This is a genomic window from Bradyrhizobium sp. CCBAU 11386 (assembly GCF_028128955.1).
GTDB lineage: Bacteria > Pseudomonadota > Alphaproteobacteria > Rhizobiales > Xanthobacteraceae > Bradyrhizobium.
In genome coordinates this window covers 2,426-22,221 of sequence record NZ_LBKA01000003.1, presented here as the reverse complement: position 1 = coordinate 22,221, position 19,796 = coordinate 2,426, and the positions used below count along the sequence as shown (strand labels likewise).

The following is a 19,796-nucleotide window of genomic DNA, read 5'->3' as shown; positions in this document are numbered from 1 at the left end:
GCTGGTGCCAAGCGGGTCACCTCCGGTCGTGTGAGCTGGCCTCGCGTTCCAATCACGCACCAATCGCTTTTCTTATCCTCGCCGACGTGATCGGAAGTTGAGAGAACCTGACGCCCGAGGCATCCCTGATGGCATTCGTCAGCGCGGCCCCCGTCGGACCTTGCGCGGCCTCGGCGACGCCGTAGAAGCCGTCGCCCGGGCGATCCACCAGATGGACTTCGACGCTCTCTGGCACGCTGTCGAATCGCATGATCGGATAGGACGACCAATCCACGGATGTGACACGGGTGCGGTCGAATCTGACCTGCTCGAAGAGCGTCCAGCTTGTCGCCTGCAGGATGCCGCCTTCGATCTGATTGCGGACGCCGTCCGGATTTACGATCTGCCCGGTGTCCACGGCCGCCACGACCCGACGAACGCGAACCGCGCCGCTCAAGCGGATGAGTTCGACCTCGACCGCCACCGCGCACCAGGCTTCGAGATTCTTGTACCTGGCGAAGCCGAACCCGAATCCGGTGCTTCCGGAAAGCTTCTTCCGTCCGCTCCACCCGAAACGCGAAGCTGCCGTTTCGATGACGGACCGCGCGCGTGGATCTTCCATGTGCCTGAGCCGAAACGCAACGGGATCCTGCCCCGAACGGACTGCCAATTCGTCGAGGACGCTCTCGATCGAGAATACATTCAGATAGCCGCCCAATGAACGCATTGACGAGCCGCGCAAGGGCATGTCGGGAAGAAAGTGGCTGATCACCTTGCAGTTCTCGATCGCGTAGAGCGGAATCGCGTTCCGGTCGCCGCCTCCCTCGGGCTGCGCGAGGGCGACAGGAGGCGCCGGCGGGAAGGCGTTTGACTTGAGACGCGCCGCGATCAATGTCCCGGGCGGACCTGGCCGCATCATGTGCGACTGGCTCCAAACTTCGTGGTGCCAATCGGCGATCGCGCCGTTGGCTCCGACCGTGGCCTTGAGCTTGACCACCATGCCGGGCCCGAACGGATCCCACGCGTGTTCCTGCTCGCGCATCAGTTGGACCCTGACCGGTCGGCCTGCGACAGTGAGAGCAAGCATAGCGGCGTCGGCCGCGACGTCATCTGCGCCATTCTGGCCGTAGCACCCCGCGCCTTCGGCGTGCACGCAGCGCACATCTTCGGTCTGCATTTTCAACATGCCGGCGATCGCATCGCGGAGGAAGAACACGCCTTGGGTATGGGTCCAAACCGTGAGCTTTCCCTCCTCGAACGTCGCAAGAGCGCACGCAGGTCCGATCGATCCGTGGGTGAGATAGGGCCTGCTGAAGGTGCCATCGACCGTGATGCCCGGCTTACCTGGATTTCCGCTGTCACGAATCGTCGTGTCGCGCGACGGGAGATTCATCAGCGCGGTCGGCAGATCCTTCTCGTCGGGCAGTTCCTGTTGCTCGATCCACGTCGTGGAGGCCGCCAAGTTTCGCATCGCCTGGACCGCGGTCCATTCGCTCTCCGCGACGACACCAAGGAAGTTTCCGTCTCGCACGACCTTGACGATCCCGCTCATCCGCTCGATACGCGCCACATCGCAGTCCCGGAGCGTTGCGCCATAGCTCGGCGGGCGAACGACGCGACCGTGCAGCATCCCCTCCGGGCGAAGATCCTGGACGTAGGCCGCTCCCCCCGTCACCTTGGCCGGAAGGTCGATTCGCGGAACCGGCCGGTTCATGACGGTGAAGTCTGACGGAGGGGTCAGATGCGATATCTGACCGGCGTCGACAGCCAGCAGCTGATCGCGCACCAATTCGCCGAAGCCGAGGCGCCTACCGTCCTCGCCCGACACCTCGCCGCCATGCACCCGCAGCGAGGCGGCAGGTACATCGAGCCTTCGGGCCGCCTCTTCGCGGAGCAGTTCGCGCGCCTGGGCTGCCGCATGCCGGATCGCGGTGCCCGAATCCTGCATCGAGTGGCTGGCGGCCGTGTAGCCTTCGTTCGGCGTTCGCCCCGTGTCGGCCGTGATCAGAGAAAGCCTGCTCAACGGGAGCTTGAGTTCTTCGGCAGCGATCTGCAAGAGCGCCGTCTTGAGACCCTGGCCGAGTTCGGCCTTTCCGGTAAGAATCGTGGCTGCGCCTGAAGCGTCGATGCGGATCCAGGCGTCGATTCTCGGAGTATCGTCCAGGCCTCCCGCTAAACCAAGCTTCGAGGGACCTCCCCCCGTACCGGTTTCGGTCTGTGCATGCGACCGGGATATTTGGAAGGCGACGACGAGGGCGCCGGCCAGGACACTGCGACGCGAAACCGTTCTCGTCATCGCCTTGTCCTTACTTCGACAGTAGTCTTCGATCGCAATTCATCCGCGGCTCTTCGCACCGCTCGCAGAATGCGCATGTGCGTCCCGCATCGGCAGAGATGGGGCTGCAGTTCCGCCTTGATCGACTCGTCGGAGGCATGCGGATCGCGATCGAGTAGCGCTTGGGCTCGCATCATCATGCCCGGGATGCAGTAGCCGCATTGTGCGGCCTGTTCCTCGATGAAAACGCGTTGCATCGGACCAGGTGCGTCCTGGCTCCCGATCCCCTCAAGCGTTGTCACCTTACGTCCCTCCAGAACCATCACCGGCGTCACGCAAGAGAATATCGCCTTGCCGTCGACGATGACGGTGCAGGCACCGCACTGGCCTAATCCGCAACCGAACTTTGCGGCGTTAAGACCGAGTTCGTCCCTGAGGACGTAGAGCAGCGGCGTATCGGCGCTTGCTTTGATCGTTCTGCTCTCACCGTTGACTATCAGAGTTGTCATAATGTTGCGCCGAGCCTCCTTAGTCCTTGACCGATAGCCCTCATTGTCCGCCTCTTGCTTCCGCGACCGCTTTTTCCAGCCCGTCCCACCGCTGCCTTCCCGCAAGTCGGGTGCGCAGATAATTCGCAAGATCCGAGATCTGTCGGTCGTCGAGAACTTCACCGAAACCGGGCATGATTGGGCGCGCGGAAGCGCCGGCGGCCGCCGGGATTCCCCCTATCACGAGGTTAACCAGGTTGGCTGGCGTCGCATCGGCGAGCGCGGTGGAGAGATCGAGTCTCAAGCCCCCCAACGGCACTGGTCTGTCGCCTTCGTGACACGAAGCGCAGACGGTGATGTAGATCGCGCCGCCAGCCTCGGCCGGGATGGCAGGTGTAGCCGCCTGCATGCCGGCCGCCTGCGGCAGGCGGCCCGGCCCGGAAGCAACCTTCTTGACGTCGTCCCGCCCCTTCCCCTTTCCGAGAGAGGCGAGATAATAGGCCATCGCTCCCACGTCCGACGGATCTACCTGGGACAGATTGTCGACCACGTTCGCCATGGGGCCCTGGGCGGTGCCATGTTGCGGATGAAAACCATGCGCGAGATAATCCGCAAGGGCGGCTTCATCCCACGCGGCCGGTGCCGGCGAAGTTCCGCCAAGCGCATAGGCGCGCCAGCCTTCGGCCTCGCCTCCGGAAAAGCCGGAGGATGTCATCTCGGCTCCGAGGAGATTTCGAGGGGAATGGCAGGCTCCGCAATGGCCCAGTCCGTCAACCAGATATTTTCCCCTATTCCATTTCTCGTCCTTCGACGGGTCGGCGACGAAACGCGCTGGATGCAGAAAGAGAAGCTTCCAGCCGGCCAGAGTGAGACGGACGTTGAGAGGAAATGGAAGTTCGTTGGACGGCGCCGACGACTTAACCGGATCGATCGACATGAAGAAGGCGTACAACGCCTTGGCATCATCGTCGGTCACGCGCGTGAAGTGGTCGTAGGGAAACGCCGGATAGAGATGGCGACCTTCGCGATCAACGCCAGACCGTAGAGCGCGAATGAAAGCCTGCTCCGACCAGCGACCTATGCCCGTCTCCGGATCCGGCGTGATGTTCGTGGAGTAGATCGTTCCAAAGGGCGTCGGCATCGCGAGCCCTCCGGCGTATGGGAGTCCGCCCGCCGCGGTATGGCATGTGGCGCAGTCTCCGAGAAGAGCGAGACTTGCGCCACGACGAGCCAATGCGCGATCGGGCGTTACATGCGATCGAGGATCGATCGGAGCAATAGGCGATTCCCACGCATATAGAAGCGCCGCCGTTCCGCCCAACGCACCGATCGCAAGTAGCGCGAAGAAGACAAACCTGAACTTCATCACCGATCCTTCATCGAGACCCAGGACATATCAGGGGACGCCGCGCGATTTCTTTTGAGTTTCATGCGCGGCTTGCACGATTTCCAGATCGCTGCTCGACGAGCCAGTCCAAACCACGCTCACGGAATCCAATACGGCCGCTCGTTCACGGAGTAAGAGGCGTGGGTAAGAGCCTTGCTTCAGGACTAATGCGAGGCTGCGGATGACATCGCTCCGTAGGATCGTAGTGCTCACGTGTCCAAAACCATACTGCAGATTGGAGTCGCCGCCACGCCCTGTTATTTATCAATTGATAATTAACTGTCAATCCTGTTCGAGGTCATGAGCCGGCGCGGAAAAAAGAAGTTGCCGGCGCAAAGAGGATTTTGCCGCCATGTCGACTTCAACCGTCACGACGGACCACCAGGCACCCAGCCTCACCCGCGCTCGCATCTTCGCGATGGCGGTCTGCGCCGGGATCGCAGTCGCAAATATATACTACAACCAGCCCCTGCTCGGCCTGATCGAAGCGAGCTATCCGGACTCGACCGCAATCGGCCTCATTCCCACCGCCACGCAATTCGGTTACGCCGTCGGCCTTCTCTTTCTGGTGCCATTAGGCGACATTGTGGAGAGAAGGCGCCTAATCGCGGCGCAATTCCTCGTTCTGTCTGCTGCTCTCGCGTTCGCCGCAATCGCTCCGTCTACGCTTGCTCTGATCTCGGCGTCGCTAACACTGGGCGTGGCAGCGACCGTGGCCCAACAGATCGTCCCCTTCGCCGCGACGCTCGCCGACGACCGGACCAGAGGCAGCGCCGTAGGCACCGTGGTCAGCGGAATTCTGGGAGGCATTCTCCTCAGCCGTACGATCGCCGGCTTCGTCGGATCGCACTTCGGATGGCGCGAGATGTTCTGGCTGGGCGTTCCTTTGGCGCTTAGCGCTGCCGCGTTGGTCCGTTCGATCCTGCCTCAGCACCATGCGAAGCAAGACATCGGATATCTCGCCGCGCTGCGCTCGCTCGTCCACTTGCTCGTCGAGGAGCCACAGCTTCGTCTCGCCGCCGCGACGCAAGCTATGCTGTTCGCCTCCTTCATCGCCTTCTGGACCATACTTTCGCTTCATCTCCAGGAACCCGCCTTCGGGCTTGGACCCGAGATCGCAGGTCTGTTCGGCGTCATCGGCGCGTCCGGCATCTTCGCCGCTCCTCTCGCAGGACGCGTCGCCGACAGACGCGGTCCACACGTGGTGGTCGCGATCGCAGCCGCCATCTCGCTTTCCTCATGGGCCGTTTTCGCGGGCTGGAACGCGATCGCGGGATTGGTCGTAGGAGTGGTGTTCCTCGATATCGGCGTGAACGCTGCACTTGTATCGAACCAACATCTGATCTTCGCGCTTCGTCCGGAGGCCCGGAGCAGGTTGAATACCGTGTTCATGACGGCAATGTTCATCGGCGGCTCGCTCGGTTCCCTCGGGGCGAGTTGGGCGTATACGCACCTTTCCTGGCTCGGCGTCTGCGCCTATGGGGCCGCGCTTGCGGCAGCGGGGCTGCTTCTGCAACTGCCGACGCTTGCGACCCGCGCCGGCAAGGCATCGAAACACTAAGGCCACGGTCCCTGCGAAGGTTGCAAAGCATGCGCATCGCGGTCGTCGGAGGCTCTCTCGCGGTACTGTTCACCGCGACGTTGCTTGCACAGGACGGGCACGACGTCACGGTCTACGAACGATCGCTCCATGGACCGGCGGGACGCGGCGCCGGCTTCCTCGGCAAGCGCGAATCATTCGCGATCCTTCGGGCGTCCGGATGCGAGCACGTCGCGCGAGTCGGTGTGGTCGCGCGAGAGCGCATCGTCTTCGGCGACGCCGGGACTTCGCTTGTCCAACCGATGCCGCCGCAAATGCAGATATCTTGGGACACCGTCTATCGAGTCTTTCGCGAGCGGAGGGCGGACGGCACGTACCTGCTGGGCAAGAAGGTCGAACATCTTCGCGAGGACGCCGATCGTGTCGTTCTCCGCTTCGAAAACGGCAACGAAGCGATGGCTGACCTGGTCGTCGGCGCGGACGGGGTAGCATCCGTAGTGCGTGCGGTCGTGGACGGCCCTTCAGCCTTGAATTGCTATGCCGGCTACGTCGGGTGGCGCGGTCTCCTTGCGGAATCCGCTTTGCCTGGCTTCGCGGGAGAGGAACTGCTCGACCGCTTCGCATACTTCCGAATGCCCTACTCCCACATCATCGGCTTCTTGGTGCCTGGCGCCGGAGGCGAGACCGAGAGCGGACGCCGTAGGTACAACTGGGTCTGGTATAGGCCCGCGGCCGGACCGGCGATCCGACGCCTCCCACAGCGCTGTCATCGCGTCCTTGATCGTCGCACCATATCTACGCTTGCGCTCTCGAAGTGCCTCGACTGCTCCGGGCCCAACCGTTGCGCGTCGCCGGAGTGCGCGCACCGCACGCTTACGATGCCAACCCGTCGTCGCGCACAGCTCGTCGAGGATGCGCCCCTTCTCCGCTCGTTTGGCCGACCGGTAACGCGCCATCACCGCCGACAACACCTCACGCCGCGCGCCCATGCTGATCTTTCCCGCCATAGAGGCCACCGAACCAATTTGGTGGCGCTGCTGCATTCATCGGCGAGAAGTTGTCCAGTAACATTCTGCGTGAGGCAATGCGTGGATCCGTCGGCATCGCCGTCCGCCGGCGGACCACCCGCAGCAAGGTATCGTTGCTGACAGGCAGCATGAGCCGCTTGGCGAAGCTTACTGCCGGCCGATCGCCGAGCGCCAACCCCAAGGTGATGGACGATGTGTTCGAGCCGTGCCGTCCGACGCCGTCGAAGCGGAACGACGTCTTCTCCGAACCGCTCCGCGAAGATCCGCCGGCGGCAATGCGGCACCTCGCATGTGAAGCGCCGCGTGAGCAATCGGAGGCGCACCTTTCTGCCCGCTGATGGCAAATCGGCAACGTGCCGGACATAGCGGCTATGGATGCGGCTCGATGCTGTCGCGCACAAAGGGCACCGAGCCTCCGCAGCTTCCGACCTAACAGCCAGAATGAACGAATCCATTGAGGCACTTACACCATCAAACACCAAACCACTCAGTACTAGCGATGAGATTTGAAAGCCCGTCCGCATGGCGCTGATTCTCCGTTTGAGAACCACAGTCGCCCGCCAAACTTCATCAGAAGTGAGTCAGACCCAACCTTCGGCGCCGATCGGGGGTTAGGCCGCGCTGAGGGGCAAACTAGACCCATGGTGGTCGCTGCGAGTGAAGTCGTCTTTTTCCAAAAGGCCGAAAGAAAGGTCGGCCGGCTTGCGCCGTCCGACCTTCCCAAACTTTTCCATTGCTCCGATCCGCACTCTCGCGCAGGCAGGATCGGTCCTGGGCCTCACCTAGCGCTTGTAGTGGCCGTAGAAATCGATAGCGGTGTTTGCGCCAGTGGCCCTGTGACAAACATTCCGTCCGAACCCCGAGATGCGCGTCCCGCCGCCCTTCACCCAAAGCCGGAAGGTCAGCGCGTTGCCGTTATCCGCGAAGGCATAATCGCCGTCGCTGCGCGTTCCGTTGCCCTCAGTGTAGACCCGCTCAATACCCGCGACTACTCCCTTGTAGTTCAGGTCGAGCTTGTCCGCGTTGGGGACAACGATCTTGAAGTTCTTCGAACTCTCCGAACATCCATTCTCCCGGTGGGCCGCGCTCGCGATCTTGATCCGCGTCGTGGACGCCTCCTGGGCCACTACCGGGCTCCCAGCCGACACGGCCATTAGCCCCGCAATCATAGTCGCCGCAAAGCGATTGCTTTTCATGGTCGGTACCTCTCCTTGTTGCCGTGTGACCCCCACGGGTCGCGACACGGCCCGCGAAGGATTGCCCGAAATTCTCATTGTTGATCAGCAACATAGTTTGGAGTTCTGCTCCGGCGCATGAGCACGCTTAGTGCCTCACCTGGGGGAGCACCGCGAGCAATCCTGCACCTGTTTCGTTTGCGCACAGCTTCTTATGTAGAGGGAGCGGTTTTTTCGGGAGACGTTTCCAATGTTTGACCCGCTTGCCGAGCCGAAACGCGCTCTGCTCCTCGTGTTGCAGGAGAAGACGGTGACGGAGGTTGCCGAGGCCCTGACCAATCAGGATCGGTCGAGAGTGCGCGACTGGAGGGAAGAACGAGTCAACATCGGCCCCTCCAAGGCTCAACAGATTGCCAAATATGCCTCAGAGGTCTGTTGCGACAAATACGGCATGCCTCTCATCAACTGGAAACTCCAGGAGGCCGATTATCTTGCCGAGCTACGCCAGGCCGACGCGCTTGAACTGGAAGACCGAGCCCACACCTATCTCGACTTCTATAACGCACCTGCCGTTTTCCGTTTTGCGACGCTCGACGTGAGCGAGACGGCCGCCGACACGTGCCAGGATACCGTCCGAAGAGCTCTTCTGAATTTGACCGGCATGCATGTGGCGTGGCGCGTTGCCGTCACGCATCCCACTTCAGAACGGCTTGACGCCCAATCACTCGTTCAGCTTGCAGTTCATCGAGCCGCAGTCGCTTGCAGGCTCATCCACCATGCGCGTACGAAACAGGCGAAAGATCGGGACTTGTGGAGCGATAAGGAGTACGCAGTTCTTTGGCTATATGCGCGCCTCAATCACCTAGCCATGCTCAGTCTCTTCCGGAAATCTCTCGCTGACATCCGCGGTTTCTGGGTGTTCGACGATCAAGGGGCGTGGGCTCATCTCGATGATGACATTGTGCAGCAGCTCTGGGCAACACTTCGAGATTACCGCCAAGGCCATCCCGACCGTCTGACGGTCGCGAGTGACACGCTCGTTGTGGCCAGCATTCGCATGAATAAAACCGTCGCAAAGGACGCGTGGCTCGCGATGATCGACGAGAATGCGGAAGCCGTCGACCTCAGAGTGAAACTGCCGACCCATGAGCGCCCGCTCGCTGATAGCCCGGACGTTGCTTGGCTGATTCAAGAGAACGGCGGGCCGATTTACAATCCGGAACGGTTCTGAGGGACAATCATGCCCAATCTCGCTATTCTGCTTGTCGCCACAAACATCTGTCTTCCAGCAATTTTCGGTGGGACTCCCCCAACCAGCGCGCCGACGCGTGACGGGGCGCCGAATGTGCACCTAGCCGACATCAGGCCCCTTACTCAGCTCCAATTTCGGCGTCACGGGCCCAAGGCTCCGCAGGTCCCGCCCAACTCCGTGGAAGAGACCCAGTTCGCCTGAAAAAGTGTGCGTGGAGGATTCGGCGCCTAACGTCAGCTCCACGACCCCATGCGAGTGGTCAAAATTGAGCATTTTCACACACAATCGCAAAGTTGCTCGCAGGCCTACCTGACGCGGAATGGCGTGTTTTCCCGATCCGGAATCACATCTCTTTCGGGCCCAACCGTCTAAGCCGGGCTAAGCTCAGAACCGAAGTTTGTGATTCGGATCGACCTTTGTGTAGCGGCCCCGAATGTTGGAGGCCGCTTGGGGGTCAAATGCTACGCCGATTCACAGGAGAAGCTGGTCGACTGCCAACGCGAGCCTCGTCGGTGGCCGCTACGCGCTGAAACGATGACGAGCATAGCATGGACAACGATAAGAACGGCGACGCAGGACCACAACGCGGCGACCCGGCGGAAACCTTTCCGCCGTTTTGGCTGCGCGCCACGCTCGCCGATCTTGCGGACCTCGAATTCGAGAGCCCGATCGCAGAGTCAAAGAGCGCCGACAGCCAGGAGCTTGGCGATCTGTTTCGCAAAGCCGCTGGTGAAACGGAAGATACCCCCGCCGCACGCGTATTTCGCATGCTGTCGGCGGTTGCCGGCATGCTGTTTCGGCCCAAGGATCGGAGCGAACCCTTCGGCGCTATGATGGTGTGGGCCGATGGTCGCCGGTCGCCCGTTGCTGGCGATTTTCGGGGGCCGCCTGTCAAAGTGCTATCCGCCATGGCTCAGCGCGCAACGCATCCGGCTTTGCGGGCGCGCCTTTCCGATCTCTGCTGGTTTCTCGAACGAAGGCGAGCTGACTCGGGTACCGCGGCGGTAGCCGCTTACGTCGAAATCCTGAGGAAGGTTGACAGCGGAGCGCTCGCATTCCGTTTCGACGATGGCAAAGGAGCGCTCAAGCACGACGCCCGGGACCTCCTGCGGCGGGCCTTGCAACTTGGCCGTGCCGTGGGATGGAACAAGCCCGAAGCGATCGCGGCTCGCGCGATAGCGAACGAATTGCGTGTGAGGGCTATCCAAAAACCCCTCGCCGTCCCCGCGTTCTGGTTTTGCGAGCTTGACCTGGACTTCGGCATCTCTGACCCCGCCGTCATCGGAAAAGATATCGAGGATTTGATTGGCGCCCTGCCCGCAGAAACCGATGCGCACAGCATCGTTGAACTCTGGCGGCTTGGCGCACGTGCGTACCATCTCGCTAAGCAGCCTGACGACCAGCACCGCTGTCAGTCAGCCGCAGCCGACCAGTTTGTCTTGATGGCCGACCGCCAACCGGTGGCGATGATGACATCGTCGATGCTGGCCAATGCCATTGCTGAGCTTCACGGCGTTCCCGGAAAAAAGGACCGGCGAAAAGAACTGCGGCACCGGCTTATCGATGCTCAGGCGGGCATCGGCGAGGAAATGTCAGGATTTTCCATTCCGTTCAATCTTGAAGATATGGCTCGGCAGATTGAGCAAGGCGTCAAGCGCCAGCCGACCCTGCGCGACAAGCTCTTTGTCTTTGCCGCTCTCGAAAATTCACCTGAACCTAAAGAGCTGGCCGAAGCCGCTTCCGATTCCATTCGCGCACATCCGTTGGCGTCGCTTTTTGGTACTTCCCATCATGACAGCGAAGGCAAAGTCGTCCATCGGACTGCGGGGGCCGGCTTCGGCGATGAGGGGGATGCAAGTGCCATTCAACATCAAATTGCGCAGGACGAACGCATTCGCCGGCAGGTCGCCGCGGCTGGAAAGATTGAGACCGCCCGCCAAGCAATCGGAGCCGATCATTTCTTATCGGACGATATCTTCGCGCGAATTCTCGTTCATAGCGCATTTGTTCCAAACGATCTGGTCAGGACGTTCAGCCGCGGCTTCCTGCGTTTCCTTCAGGGCGACTTCGTCAGCGCGCTATACATCTTGACGCCCCTGCTGGAGAATTCGTTGCGCCATGTCCTGAAGGCGCATGGGCATGACGTGACGATCTTCGACGATGCGAACCAAACGCAGCAGGATCGCACGATCTCCTCCCTATTTGAGCAGATGAGGAACGAACTCGACACGATTTTCGGTACAGCCATCACGGCCGACATCGAACGCTTCTTCCTCAAGAAGCCCGGCCCGTCTCTTCGGCATGCGCTATCGCATGGCTTGCTGCATGACGGGGACCCTTACGGCCCTGATGCCGTCTACGCCTGCTGGCTGATTTTCCGGCTCTGCCTCATTCCCCTCTTTCCTTACCGGGAACAGCTACAGCTTCCCTTCGATAAACCAGCGCCAAGCCAACCCTTAGAACCGCAGGCGGCAAATACTGCATCCGAGACCGGGGATAGCGAAAAGACCGGCTCTTAATCGGTTGGCTTGCTTCGATCGCTTTCAGCAGCAAGCTTCCAACTGTGGAAATGGGCCGTTACCTATTGTCAGTCGCGCGTTGCAGACGGGAAAACCCTCTCCAGCACTTCGTTCAAAACGTTGAGCCTGGTATTGAGTTCGGAGACCGCCTCGTGGGTCATCCTGACCCATTCATCCCAAACGCGGGACTGGCCGACAGGATCAATCAGGATCGACGACCGGGATTGACGATCTGTCTCTGCCGCCAGCGTTGCTGGAGGCGCTGCGGCTGTTTACCGCCTGGTCGCGGGAGAGGATGCTGGTCGAGCTGAACGATAGTACGCCCGTCAGCCCGTTGTACCACTTCACGCGCGAGGAAGGCCTGCGCGGCATCCTCACCGGCCAGCGGCCATGGTTCTTCAGCCATTTGCAGCAGAGCGACAAGCGGGAATTCGAGTATGCGCTTGGCGTCGCCAGGCAGGTGCTACGGGAAGTCGGCCAGACCGGCGATTTCTTGATGGATAATTTCTGTGCCTGCGTCGACGACATGATCGAGACCAGCGGCCTCGCCAGCCCCTTTGAATTCTACCTTCTCAGCCTCAGCAGCCATCGCGACCACCCGCCTCAATGGCAGCAATATGGCGACGGGGGGCGCGGTTATGCGATCGGATTCGCCCCGTCTCTGTTCCAGCCAGACCGCGACGAGCTGTATGACGAGGCCAACAAGAACCTTCATGTGGGACGCGTGATCTATGGCGACGCGGCCACGGCTGCCCGGCATCGTCTTTCCATTGCCAGCGCAGCCGAAATCACCAGCCGCATCGGCAATGAACAGCCTGAATTGGTGCGGCAAGCGCCATGAGCGTTCACTCCATAACCGCTCATTCTGCGAACCGCGAGTGCTGCGCGGCCGAGGCACAGCCCGGCTGCGAAAAATCACTCAACCAAAGCGATCAGGCCGGAATGCGCTAAGGTTGCCACGCAGAGAATGGAACCCTCGGCTCGCGAGGCGCCTCGATACCTTGCCGGTTTCTGGGAAAGCCTTAGAAATCGGCAAGGAAGTTGAGGCGGAGGCCGACTTAGCCGAAGCAAACTCGCGGATGGGATCGCCCGCGATTTCCTCGGAGAGCAGCCCCTGAAGAGCTGGCTCGACGCCAGGATCGAGCATTTCAGTCAGCTTTCTTCCCCTCGTCGTCTTGCGCCGGTAGCCAAGCCTTTGCAGGAGCTTGGTCACTATATTCGGTTCCACGCAATAGCCTCGCTCCTTGAGCGCGCTGCAAAGCATCCTAAGGCTACCGCGCACACATTTTTTTCGGCCTGTCGGATGGCGAGCGATTTCCTCTTTGACGACAAGCTCGAGAGCGGCTGCAATTTGAGGATCATGTAGATCGTCGCGCGTCCGACTCTGCGGAACGCTGGCGACGCGTGCAAGGCTTCTATTTTTTGTACTCTTGATCAACTTGCTTTGGCGAGCTCGACGAGAAATTGTTTGGGCCGGAATTCCGGTTAGCCGTTCGAGCATCGACAGACCACCACGGCCTATCACCTGAGCCTCAACTGCGGCCCATAGAGCCTGCTGATGTTGATTCAAGTGAGGACGAAGGCCCTAGCGCATTTCCAGTTCCTTGATCGCTTACGCCGAAATCTGTGCGGGGTCATGGACACCGGTTTGCGCGACCTTGATGATCTTCTTCGCGATCATTTCCGTTAGGGGGTCGTCGCGGTCCACAACGCAGAGGATATGAAGTGCTTGCTCGTAAGCCGCTGTGATGCGGCTGACCATTTCCGGCTCCAGAGTGAGCTTTTGCAATAGCCGATAACCGTCGTCGGCCTACATTGTCGACACCCACGACGCACGGGGCCTCGCGCCCGGCGTGAAGCCCCGGTTGTCCTTACGGAGGGCTGCCGTGGCTCATTGTGCGCCGTGCGATCTCCTGGGCTCCGTTGGCGCTACTCGTTCTTGTTGCGGACGTTCTGGGACGTCGTCGATTTCCTCTTGCCCCCGGTAGACGACGAAGGCCGCAAGAACGTACGCAAGCTGCGCGATAACAAGGCAAGCGACAATTATGGACGCCCACGCAAGAAAGCCAAATCCGTTAGAATGAAGCACGAGCGCGGCAGCCAACGCGATTGCCAATGACACCGGAACAAGCGCCTGCGCGCGGAACCTCAGAGAAGCGGTCGCCGCTCCCATTCCTGCGCTCAGCACCAAGAGGTTGAGGATAAGCGGCACATTTAGCCCTTCTCTGGCAATCCAAGGTTAGAGCAGCCACAAAATGCAACCTGGTTAAAGCGCACTCCGGGTGCTGAAACAAGACCGTATTGTTACGAGCACAGCGGGCGCGGTTAGATGGCCATCTCTATTGAACTTATTTTGGTGCTTGTTGACCGGGTGAGGTCAGCCACACCTCTAGGTGAGAGGTTATCTCGGCTCGGCGGGCTCTGCGGATAAGGCGCTCGCGCTCAATGCCCGGCGGGGTGCCTTGGGCTTCCTTGCGCAAACGTGCAGCTTCCTCCGCAAGTCGTTTCTCTAGTGGCTGCGGTTCGGCTTGTATGAAACGGCGACGCTCTGGCATGCGCCGCTCCATCCGTTCGAGGATTGGGCGGGAGCGCGACCGGCGTTCTCAACACCGATAAATGCCACAGGGCCCGTGCGGTGATGGTTCCAGTGTGCACCCGAAACCCGAGCAGCGAGCGTTACAAGTAATCCCCCCGCGCCGCACAATTGGAAAGCCCCCGGCCTTGCTGCTCTGATCTTCGCCGGGTCCTACCGATTGGGGAGGGCCGCGCGGGGACGCGCGACCGCGCCCCTTTCGCATATTTGCGATTTTCGGTTTGCCATTTCGCTTGGCGGGCTTATCTAGCGGAATCCGCAAGGTAGGCCGAGGCAATGACCAATCTTGATCAGGTGTGGCAGGCATGGCGAGCGCTTTCGCGAGCCGATCGGGCGCGGTTTCTGACCTTGCTCCGTGAGGCGCATGGCCGAGAGCGCAAGGCAGTGATGCGGGAAAATGGCGGCGGCGAGCATGGCCTGAGGGTATCGCGGCTGGCGGACTTGACGCTGACCGAGGCGGACCTCCAACGGCCTCGGCTGTAAACGGCCACTGGTGAGTTTGTCGGCCGCCGGCTACTCCCGGCCGAGCCGCTTGCGTAAATCGCGGCAAACCGGATTTGCGGGGCGAGGCTTGCCCTCGGAAGTGTGCTCATGGGCCCTCGCCGGAATCGGGCGCGTGAGGTCCGCTGTGCCTCTGATAGCGGCGCAATACCGTACCTCTCGGGAGGTCCGAGTTGGGCCAACAAGAGACTCATGCATCGCAACAAACAGTGCCGCTATTCGATCACCTCGTCGGCGCTGGTGAGCAGCGCCAGCGGCACAGTGAGGCCGAGAGCCTTGGCGGTCTTGAGGTTGATCACCAACTCAAACTTGGTTGGCGCTTGGATCGACAAATCGGCCAGGCGGCGGATGGCGATTATTGTTCGCGAACCAAGCGTTCCGCTCACTGCGGCATTCGGCTCCCATGGTGGTGGACCATGAGCCAGCGCCCATCGCGCTTCTCATAGACGTTTGTTGTCAGGGCTGAGAATTCAGCGGCATCGCCGTTCGCACGGGTGCCACGCACTTTCTCGATCCCCACAACGCGCGCGACGTTGTTCGTTATGCTGATGCTTGGGTCGTCCATAGTAACCGTGATTTCCTTGTATCTAGTCAGCGTTCCCTCTGCCCAGCTTTTCCGCACGGAATCCCATCCAACCAACACCGTCTTGCTGATAGGATGAATGATCGTGACGCTATCGTTGTGCGCCCAAAGCGGATCGAACGCCTTTATGTCTAGGGTGGAGAACGCTGCGCTCACCGCCTGATTGGCCGCGAGCACATCGGCTCTGTCGTCAGCGCGTGCCACGCCGCTCAGAAAGCCGGTAAGCAGAACGAACGGGAGAATACGCGCGCATGTTGCCATCAGTGCCTCCTTGACAATCCGGGAGGTACTATCCGTCAATGAGTCCACTTTTGTAAAGAAGCTGCTTAGCATTATCCTTTCCATCGAACCGCATTGAGGGCAGACTGGACCGTTCGGCCACAGGATTGAACAGAGTGCCTGCGGCATGGAGCGCGTGTCGTATGAGTCTCAGCCTCGATCATCGAAGTCACGACAATAGGCCGCATGTTGCACTGACAATGCCTGAGACAATGTATTTCGAGGGCATCCAGTCGAGCAAATTTCAAACCGCGCGCAATGTCCGGAATGGGTCAATCTCGACATTCTTGCAGTTGGCCAGCCACGTCCGCTCTACCCCCAACTTCAGACATGACGCTGCACTGCGCCAACTGAAGCGATGGGCCAACAGGCGACCTCGGTGGGCTTTAGAATGGCGTAAGGTGTTGGCGAGAGACAGGAATGCTCTGAATGCGTTGCCGCCCACGAAACCCTGTCCAGGGGCGGCAGTCACTTTAGTCCGTTTAAATCCCGGCATGCGCTACGGCCGCGCCGCCCACGACGATAGGCCTCTCCTCCACTTTAGGGTGAAAGACGAAGTGTGATTATGGATAATCTGATCGTATAATAGGTTTTAGCGAATGCCGGGATACCCGGTTGGAGCAGTGTTGCAGCGGCGCGTGATTGTGGAGGACGAGAGTCCTCACTGGCAAGGACCAACCGCATGACCAAGATAGCGAATTTGGCTCTACTCTCATCCATGGTATTGTTGACGCTGAGTGTGCGGGGACCGGCGGAAGCCCAGCAAAGCAGCATGGGTTTCTTCATAACCAGTGTCGGGCTTGGGAGGGGCGGCGACCTCGGTGGGCTCGACGGGGCGGATCGACATTGCCAGGCCCTCGCCCAGGCCGCAGGCGCGGGCGGCAAAACATGGCACGCCTATCTTTCGACGCAGGGGCCGGGCGCTATCAATGCCAAGGATCGGATCGGTAACGGTCCCTGGTCCAACGCCAAGGGTACCCAGATCGCGGCAAACGTGGCCGACCTGCACAGCGACAACAACAAGATCAACAAAGAGACCGGCCTCGACGAGAAGGGCATGGTGGTCAAGGGACGCGTCGACAACCCCAATCAACATGACATGCTCACCGGCACACAACACGATGGCACGGCCATTCCGGGTGCCGACGCAACTTGCAGCAACTGGACCAGCAGCACTGACGGACAGGGTAGCGCGATCGTCGGGCACCATGACCTGATCGGCAACACTCAGGGTCCCAATTTCTGGAACTATTCGCACAAGACGCCGGGTTGTTCCCTGGCGAACTTGCAGCGCGTCGGCGGAGCGGGATTGTTTTACTGCTTCTCCACCAACTGAGCGGTATTTCGGACAACTGTGTTCTGGGCCGAGGAATCGAAGCGTAGAAATGCTGGCGCTCGCCCATCGTTGCATTTTTGGACTTGTTTTTACTGCCGTTACATTAGTGGTCGTCGCGGAGACTACGATGCCGACTGACGAAAGCAAGGATCGCTCCCACGTACAATCGGGTAAGGTGCTCGATTTCCAGTCTCACCGAATCCATGCCATCGCGCAGACCCAGGCGGAGCTGTCCGGGATCCCTACGAGCCTCTACATTCGGCTCATCCAGTTGGCGCAGCGGGCCGAAAAGATTTGGTGTGATGAGACAGCGGCCGTCAGACGAGAGGAGCTCGGATTGCTCGACATCCGTGATCGGAGCGGCGCTCAGGTTTCATCAGTCTCGGAAAACCTATGTCTGCTCGACCTCGATCGCGACTTCGTTGCCTCTCGCTTGGCCGGCCTGGCCGCAAAAGAGGATTTGCAGGACCGCGGAGCGACAGAGCTAGACGCCGAGGCAACCCTTACGTGGGATGACATCGAAGCCACGATCTCCTCCGTAAAGGATTGGGACGCGTTTATCGAGGCTGTTCGTGCTTATGGGCGTTCGACCGCGACGGTGAAATAGCCGACGCCGAAGTCGAGGTTGTCTCCGTGCCACTGGGTCGACCACCACCTCGCCTTTTCGCCGGATCATGTTTTCGGTCAAACCTCTGTCGTCTGCATCTCGCCGCACTGACGCAGCCGCGCTTGTGGTCGACGGGCCCATCTTGCCTATCGCTGTAGCGTTCTTGCGACACGAACACTCATGTAATGCATCCGATTCGATGAGCCGAACCAAATGCGCGCCGCAGCTCGGCGTGTTTGCACCGCTCGACTGAGCGAGCCACCGCGCAGGACGTGTCGGCTGCAATCACCTTCTATCCACGCCGATCCGTCCGCCGGTGCGCCTTGGTAATTGTCGTGCCAGCAATCCTCCACCCAGTCGTAGACGTTACCATGCACTTCGTAGATCCCCCAGGGATTAGGAAGCGACGGTCTTGGCGGCGGAGAGTTCGCCCCGGCGAGTTGGCGCTCTTCGACCCGATCAATAGCGAAGGAATCGCCCCACCAGAAAGCGGTCGTCGTTCCGGCGCGCGCGACGTACTCCCGCTCCGATTCGCTCAACAACCGATATGGCTTTCCGGTCGCAAGCGACAGCCATTCGACGTACTCTTTGGCTTCGGCCCATTGAATATTGGTGACGGGTTTCCATTCGCTGCGGCTGGTCTGATCCGGCGGTCGAAAGCTGCAGCCCTTCCCAATGACGCAGGCGCTCCACTCATCGAGAGAAACGGGAAAACGTCCGACCGAGAAACTCGGAAATGTCACCTGGTGTTGCGGCCGTTCGTCCTCCGTGCTTCCTGCTTCATCCGCGCTTGCGCCCATGGTGAACCGACCGGCAGGAACGACAATCATCACCGGACAGAGATCACACTCTTTAAAGTGATCAGGCGGCACCAATGCGCTTTCTTCAGATCGAGATAGCGGTCGGAAAAGCCGCAAATCTAGCGGCGATGGGTGCTCTAAGATCGAGAGCGCCGGTACGGATTGATCCAACGTTTCGGCACCGACGCTCGCTACCTGGAGTTGGATAATCAGAAGCACAAGTAATAGAGGCAATCGGTGAGCAAACCCATTCATGCAGAGCTCCCGGCCGCATCACGGTGGTCGAGGAAACGACTAGACATTCGGTTGGCGGCGGCGCGTCGGGCAATTTGTTTCAATCAAAAGACAGAAGGGCTTGCGGCGTCTTCCTCGAACGCCGCTTACCCCGCGATCCTACTACGCTTACAATACATCTCGTCTGTTTCAAGCTGACTGCGCAAGCTCACTCCGATCGTACTCGATTTGTTGAAAGAATATGGACCGAGCGCGATCTCTGCAACGTTTCCCGACCGGCGACCGGCGCCAAGTATTAAATTCGGGGTCGGCGACGTAGTGGCGGTGACGATCTTTGAAGCGGCTGCCGGCGGCCTGTTCATCCCAGCCGAGGCAGGCACCCGATCCGGCAACTTTGTCTCGTTACCGGACCACACTGCCTGACCCCGCCCAACCACCAAGATCCCCTCAGGGCGGCTCGAAGTGGCGGGGTCATTCTCGACCGAATTGGGCTATCCGCGTGGCGTCCGGTTTAGCGCCGTTCGGCAGTTGAACATTAGCGGGTAGGCTCAGGACATCGCCGCCTGGGCGAACCATTCCGCCGATCAAGTGAGGTCGTGCACTTTCTTGAGTGCTGCCCAATGTCGCAGATGGGTCAAAAACGGTCGTGGCGCCCCTGAAATGGGATGTCTGTATTACCCCCGAAGGCAGACATCGGTCGGCTACGCTGCCGACTGTCGACGTCATCGTCTGCTACGGCAACGTCAAGCCCGCCGACACGCACCTTGCCAGCGTGATCCATTGCATCGATGGCGAAATCGCAAAATGGCTGGAGCGCCGTGAGCAACGGCGTAGGGGGAAGCAGCCACCGTCACGTTGCAGAGCGATAGATAATCCAAATTACGACGAGAGCCACCAGAACGACTATCCAATTGGAAATTTGGATACCCACTATCGATGTTTTCCGGCTAAACCATTCCATGGCCCTTCCTCCCAGCTAGACCAGCCTCACTTGGGCGGCCTCACACGCTTTCAACACCCCAACGATATCACCGATTTCCAAACTCGCTCCGGTTACTCTGGCCACACGCAAAAAGCCGCCAAGGTTTCCCTCGACGGCTCGTGCCGTTGCGTTTGCGTAGAGGTATNTTTCCAAACTCGCTCCGGTTACTCTGGCCACACGCAAAAAGCCGCCAAGGTTTCCCTCGACGGCTCGTGCCGTTGCGTTTGCGTAGAGGTAC

15 protein-coding genes and 4 pseudogenes are annotated in these 19,796 nt (G+C 60.2%); 8 read left to right on the top strand and 11 right to left on the bottom strand.

Going from position 1 to position 19,796, the window contains the following annotated elements; all coding sequences use genetic code 11:
* Positions 1-52 precede the first annotated feature (52 nt).
* From XI09_RS01335 to XI09_RS01325, 3 genes are read right to left on the bottom strand one after another with little or no spacing between them, the layout of a single operon-like run.
* The gene (locus tag XI09_RS01335) at positions 53-2,275 is read right to left on the bottom strand and encodes a xanthine dehydrogenase family protein molybdopterin-binding subunit (protein WP_271565347.1); all 2,223 of its coding nucleotides are present in this window, start codon (positions 2,273-2,275) and stop codon (positions 53-55) included.
* Positions 2,272-2,763, bottom strand: a complete 492-nt coding sequence (locus tag XI09_RS01330) for a (2Fe-2S)-binding protein (RefSeq protein ID WP_202633138.1) — start codon at positions 2,761-2,763, stop codon at positions 2,272-2,274. The genes XI09_RS01335 and XI09_RS01330 overlap by 4 nt, the downstream gene beginning before the upstream one ends.
* 40 nt (positions 2,764-2,803) lie before the next feature.
* On the bottom strand, positions 2,804-4,108 hold the full coding sequence (locus XI09_RS01325; protein WP_271565346.1) for a cytochrome c: 1,305 nt from the start codon (positions 4,106-4,108) through the stop codon (positions 2,804-2,806).
* A 373-nt stretch (positions 4,109-4,481) separates the two neighbouring features.
* Between XI09_RS01325 and XI09_RS01320 the strand changes: the two genes are divergently transcribed.
* The gene (locus tag XI09_RS01320; protein WP_271565345.1) at positions 4,482-5,690 is read left to right on the top strand and encodes an MFS transporter; all 1,209 of its coding nucleotides are present in this window, start codon (positions 4,482-4,484) and stop codon (positions 5,688-5,690) included.
* A 29-nt stretch (positions 5,691-5,719) separates the two neighbouring features.
* Positions 5,720-6,817, top strand: a complete 1,098-nt coding sequence (locus XI09_RS01315) for an FAD binding domain-containing protein (protein WP_271565344.1) — start codon at positions 5,720-5,722, stop codon at positions 6,815-6,817.
* Here XI09_RS01315 and XI09_RS45895 read toward each other — a convergent pair.
* Both XI09_RS45895 and XI09_RS01305 read right to left on the bottom strand, forming a co-directional pair.
* Positions 6,759-7,221, bottom strand: a pseudogene (locus XI09_RS45895) (transposase family protein); the annotation flags it as partial. The gene XI09_RS01315 and the pseudogene XI09_RS45895 sit on opposite strands and share 59 nt — an antisense overlap.
* 258 nt (positions 7,222-7,479) lie before the next feature.
* On the bottom strand, positions 7,480-7,893 hold the full coding sequence (locus tag XI09_RS01305; RefSeq protein ID WP_271565343.1) for a hypothetical protein: 414 nt from the start codon (positions 7,891-7,893) through the stop codon (positions 7,480-7,482).
* Between the two features lie 229 nt (positions 7,894-8,122).
* Here XI09_RS01305 and XI09_RS01300 point away from each other — a divergent pair, with 229 nt between their 5' ends.
* The 3 genes and pseudogenes from XI09_RS01300 (at position 8,123) to XI09_RS01290 (ending at position 12,484) form a co-directional block, all read left to right on the top strand.
* The gene (locus XI09_RS01300) at positions 8,123-9,103 is read left to right on the top strand and encodes a hypothetical protein (protein WP_271565342.1); all 981 of its coding nucleotides are present in this window, start codon (positions 8,123-8,125) and stop codon (positions 9,101-9,103) included.
* 569 nt (positions 9,104-9,672) lie between these two features.
* Positions 9,673-11,556: pseudogene (locus tag XI09_RS01295) on the top strand (DUF7380 domain-containing protein); the annotation flags it as partial.
* 382 nt (positions 11,557-11,938) lie between these two features.
* Positions 11,939-12,484 (top strand): DUF2971 domain-containing protein, encoded by a 546-nt coding sequence (locus XI09_RS01290; protein ID WP_271565341.1) that lies wholly within the window; start codon positions 11,939-11,941, stop codon positions 12,482-12,484.
* A gap of 78 nt (positions 12,485-12,562) precedes the next feature.
* Here the strand turns inward: XI09_RS01290 and XI09_RS01285 are convergent, their stop codons facing one another.
* The 5 genes and pseudogenes from XI09_RS01285 to XI09_RS45890 all read right to left on the bottom strand — a co-directional run.
* Positions 12,563-12,856, bottom strand: coding sequence for a hypothetical protein (locus XI09_RS01285; protein ID WP_271565340.1), 294 nt, complete (start codon positions 12,854-12,856; stop codon positions 12,563-12,565).
* A gap of 399 nt (positions 12,857-13,255) precedes the next feature.
* A complete protein-coding gene (locus XI09_RS01280; protein ID WP_271565339.1) occupies positions 13,256-13,405 on the bottom strand; it encodes a hypothetical protein in 150 nt (49 codons plus the stop codon).
* A gap of 1,547 nt (positions 13,406-14,952) precedes the next feature.
* A complete protein-coding gene (locus XI09_RS01270) occupies positions 14,953-15,123 on the bottom strand; it encodes a hypothetical protein (protein WP_271565337.1) in 171 nt (56 codons plus the stop codon).
* Positions 15,120-15,581, bottom strand: coding sequence for a YybH family protein (locus XI09_RS01265; RefSeq protein ID WP_271565336.1), 462 nt, complete (start codon positions 15,579-15,581; stop codon positions 15,120-15,122). Before XI09_RS01265 ends, XI09_RS01270 begins: the two co-directional genes overlap by 4 nt.
* Positions 15,582-15,656: 75 nt before the next feature.
* Positions 15,657-15,728: pseudogene (locus XI09_RS45890) on the bottom strand (transposase); the annotation flags it as partial.
* Between the two features lie 553 nt (positions 15,729-16,281).
* Between XI09_RS45890 and XI09_RS01260 the strand changes: the two are divergent.
* Together XI09_RS01260 and XI09_RS01255 are read left to right on the top strand one after the other, a co-directional pair.
* Positions 16,282-16,935 carry a hypothetical protein gene (locus XI09_RS01260; RefSeq protein ID WP_271565335.1) on the top strand — a complete coding sequence of 218 codons (654 nt, stop codon included), beginning with the start codon at positions 16,282-16,284 and terminating at the stop codon, positions 16,933-16,935.
* Between the two features lie 49 nt (positions 16,936-16,984).
* Positions 16,985-17,542: a hypothetical protein gene (locus tag XI09_RS01255; protein ID WP_271565334.1), complete on the top strand. Its 558-nt coding sequence runs from the start codon at positions 16,985-16,987 to the stop codon at positions 17,540-17,542.
* A gap of 146 nt (positions 17,543-17,688) precedes the next feature.
* Here XI09_RS01255 and XI09_RS01250 read toward each other — a convergent pair whose 3' ends face one another.
* Entirely contained in the window at positions 17,689-18,597 is a 909-nt protein-coding gene (locus XI09_RS01250) for a formylglycine-generating enzyme family protein (RefSeq protein WP_271565333.1), read from the bottom strand.
* A gap of 177 nt (positions 18,598-18,774) precedes the next feature.
* Here XI09_RS01250 and XI09_RS45885 point away from each other — a divergent pair.
* Positions 18,775-18,993, top strand: a pseudogene (locus tag XI09_RS45885) (polysaccharide biosynthesis/export family protein); the annotation flags it as partial.
* Positions 18,994-19,796: the final 803 nt, after the last annotated feature.

Coding starts and splice junctions, on each gene's coding strand:
- XI09_RS01335 (WP_271565347.1), bottom strand. CDS start 2,275: ATGACGAGAACGGTTTCGCGTCGCAGTGTCCTGGCCGGCGCCCTCGTC.
- XI09_RS01330 (WP_202633138.1), bottom strand. CDS start 2,763: ATGACAACTCTGATAGTCAACGGTGAGAGCAGAACGATCAAAGCAAGC.
- XI09_RS01325 (WP_271565346.1), bottom strand. CDS start 4,108: ATGAAGTTCAGGTTTGTCTTCTTCGCGCTACTTGCGATCGGTGCGTTG.
- XI09_RS01320 (WP_271565345.1), top strand. CDS start 4,482: ATGTCGACTTCAACCGTCACGACGGACCACCAGGCACCCAGCCTCACC.
- XI09_RS01315 (WP_271565344.1), top strand. CDS start 5,720: ATGCGCATCGCGGTCGTCGGAGGCTCTCTCGCGGTACTGTTCACCGCG.
- XI09_RS01305 (WP_271565343.1), bottom strand. CDS start 7,893: ATGAAAAGCAATCGCTTTGCGGCGACTATGATTGCGGGGCTAATGGCC.
- XI09_RS01300 (WP_271565342.1), top strand. CDS start 8,123: ATGTTTGACCCGCTTGCCGAGCCGAAACGCGCTCTGCTCCTCGTGTTG.
- XI09_RS01290 (WP_271565341.1), top strand. CDS start 11,939: ATGCTGGTCGAGCTGAACGATAGTACGCCCGTCAGCCCGTTGTACCAC.
- XI09_RS01280 (WP_271565339.1), bottom strand. CDS start 13,405: ATGGTCAGCCGCATCACAGCGGCTTACGAGCAAGCACTTCATATCCTC.
- XI09_RS01265 (WP_271565336.1), bottom strand. CDS start 15,581: ATGGCAACATGCGCGCGTATTCTCCCGTTCGTTCTGCTTACCGGCTTT.
- XI09_RS01260 (WP_271565335.1), top strand. CDS start 16,282: ATGACCAAGATAGCGAATTTGGCTCTACTCTCATCCATGGTATTGTTG.
- XI09_RS01255 (WP_271565334.1), top strand. CDS start 16,985: ATGCTGGCGCTCGCCCATCGTTGCATTTTTGGACTTGTTTTTACTGCC.
- XI09_RS01250 (WP_271565333.1), bottom strand. CDS start 18,597: ATGAATGGGTTTGCTCACCGATTGCCTCTATTACTTGTGCTTCTGATT.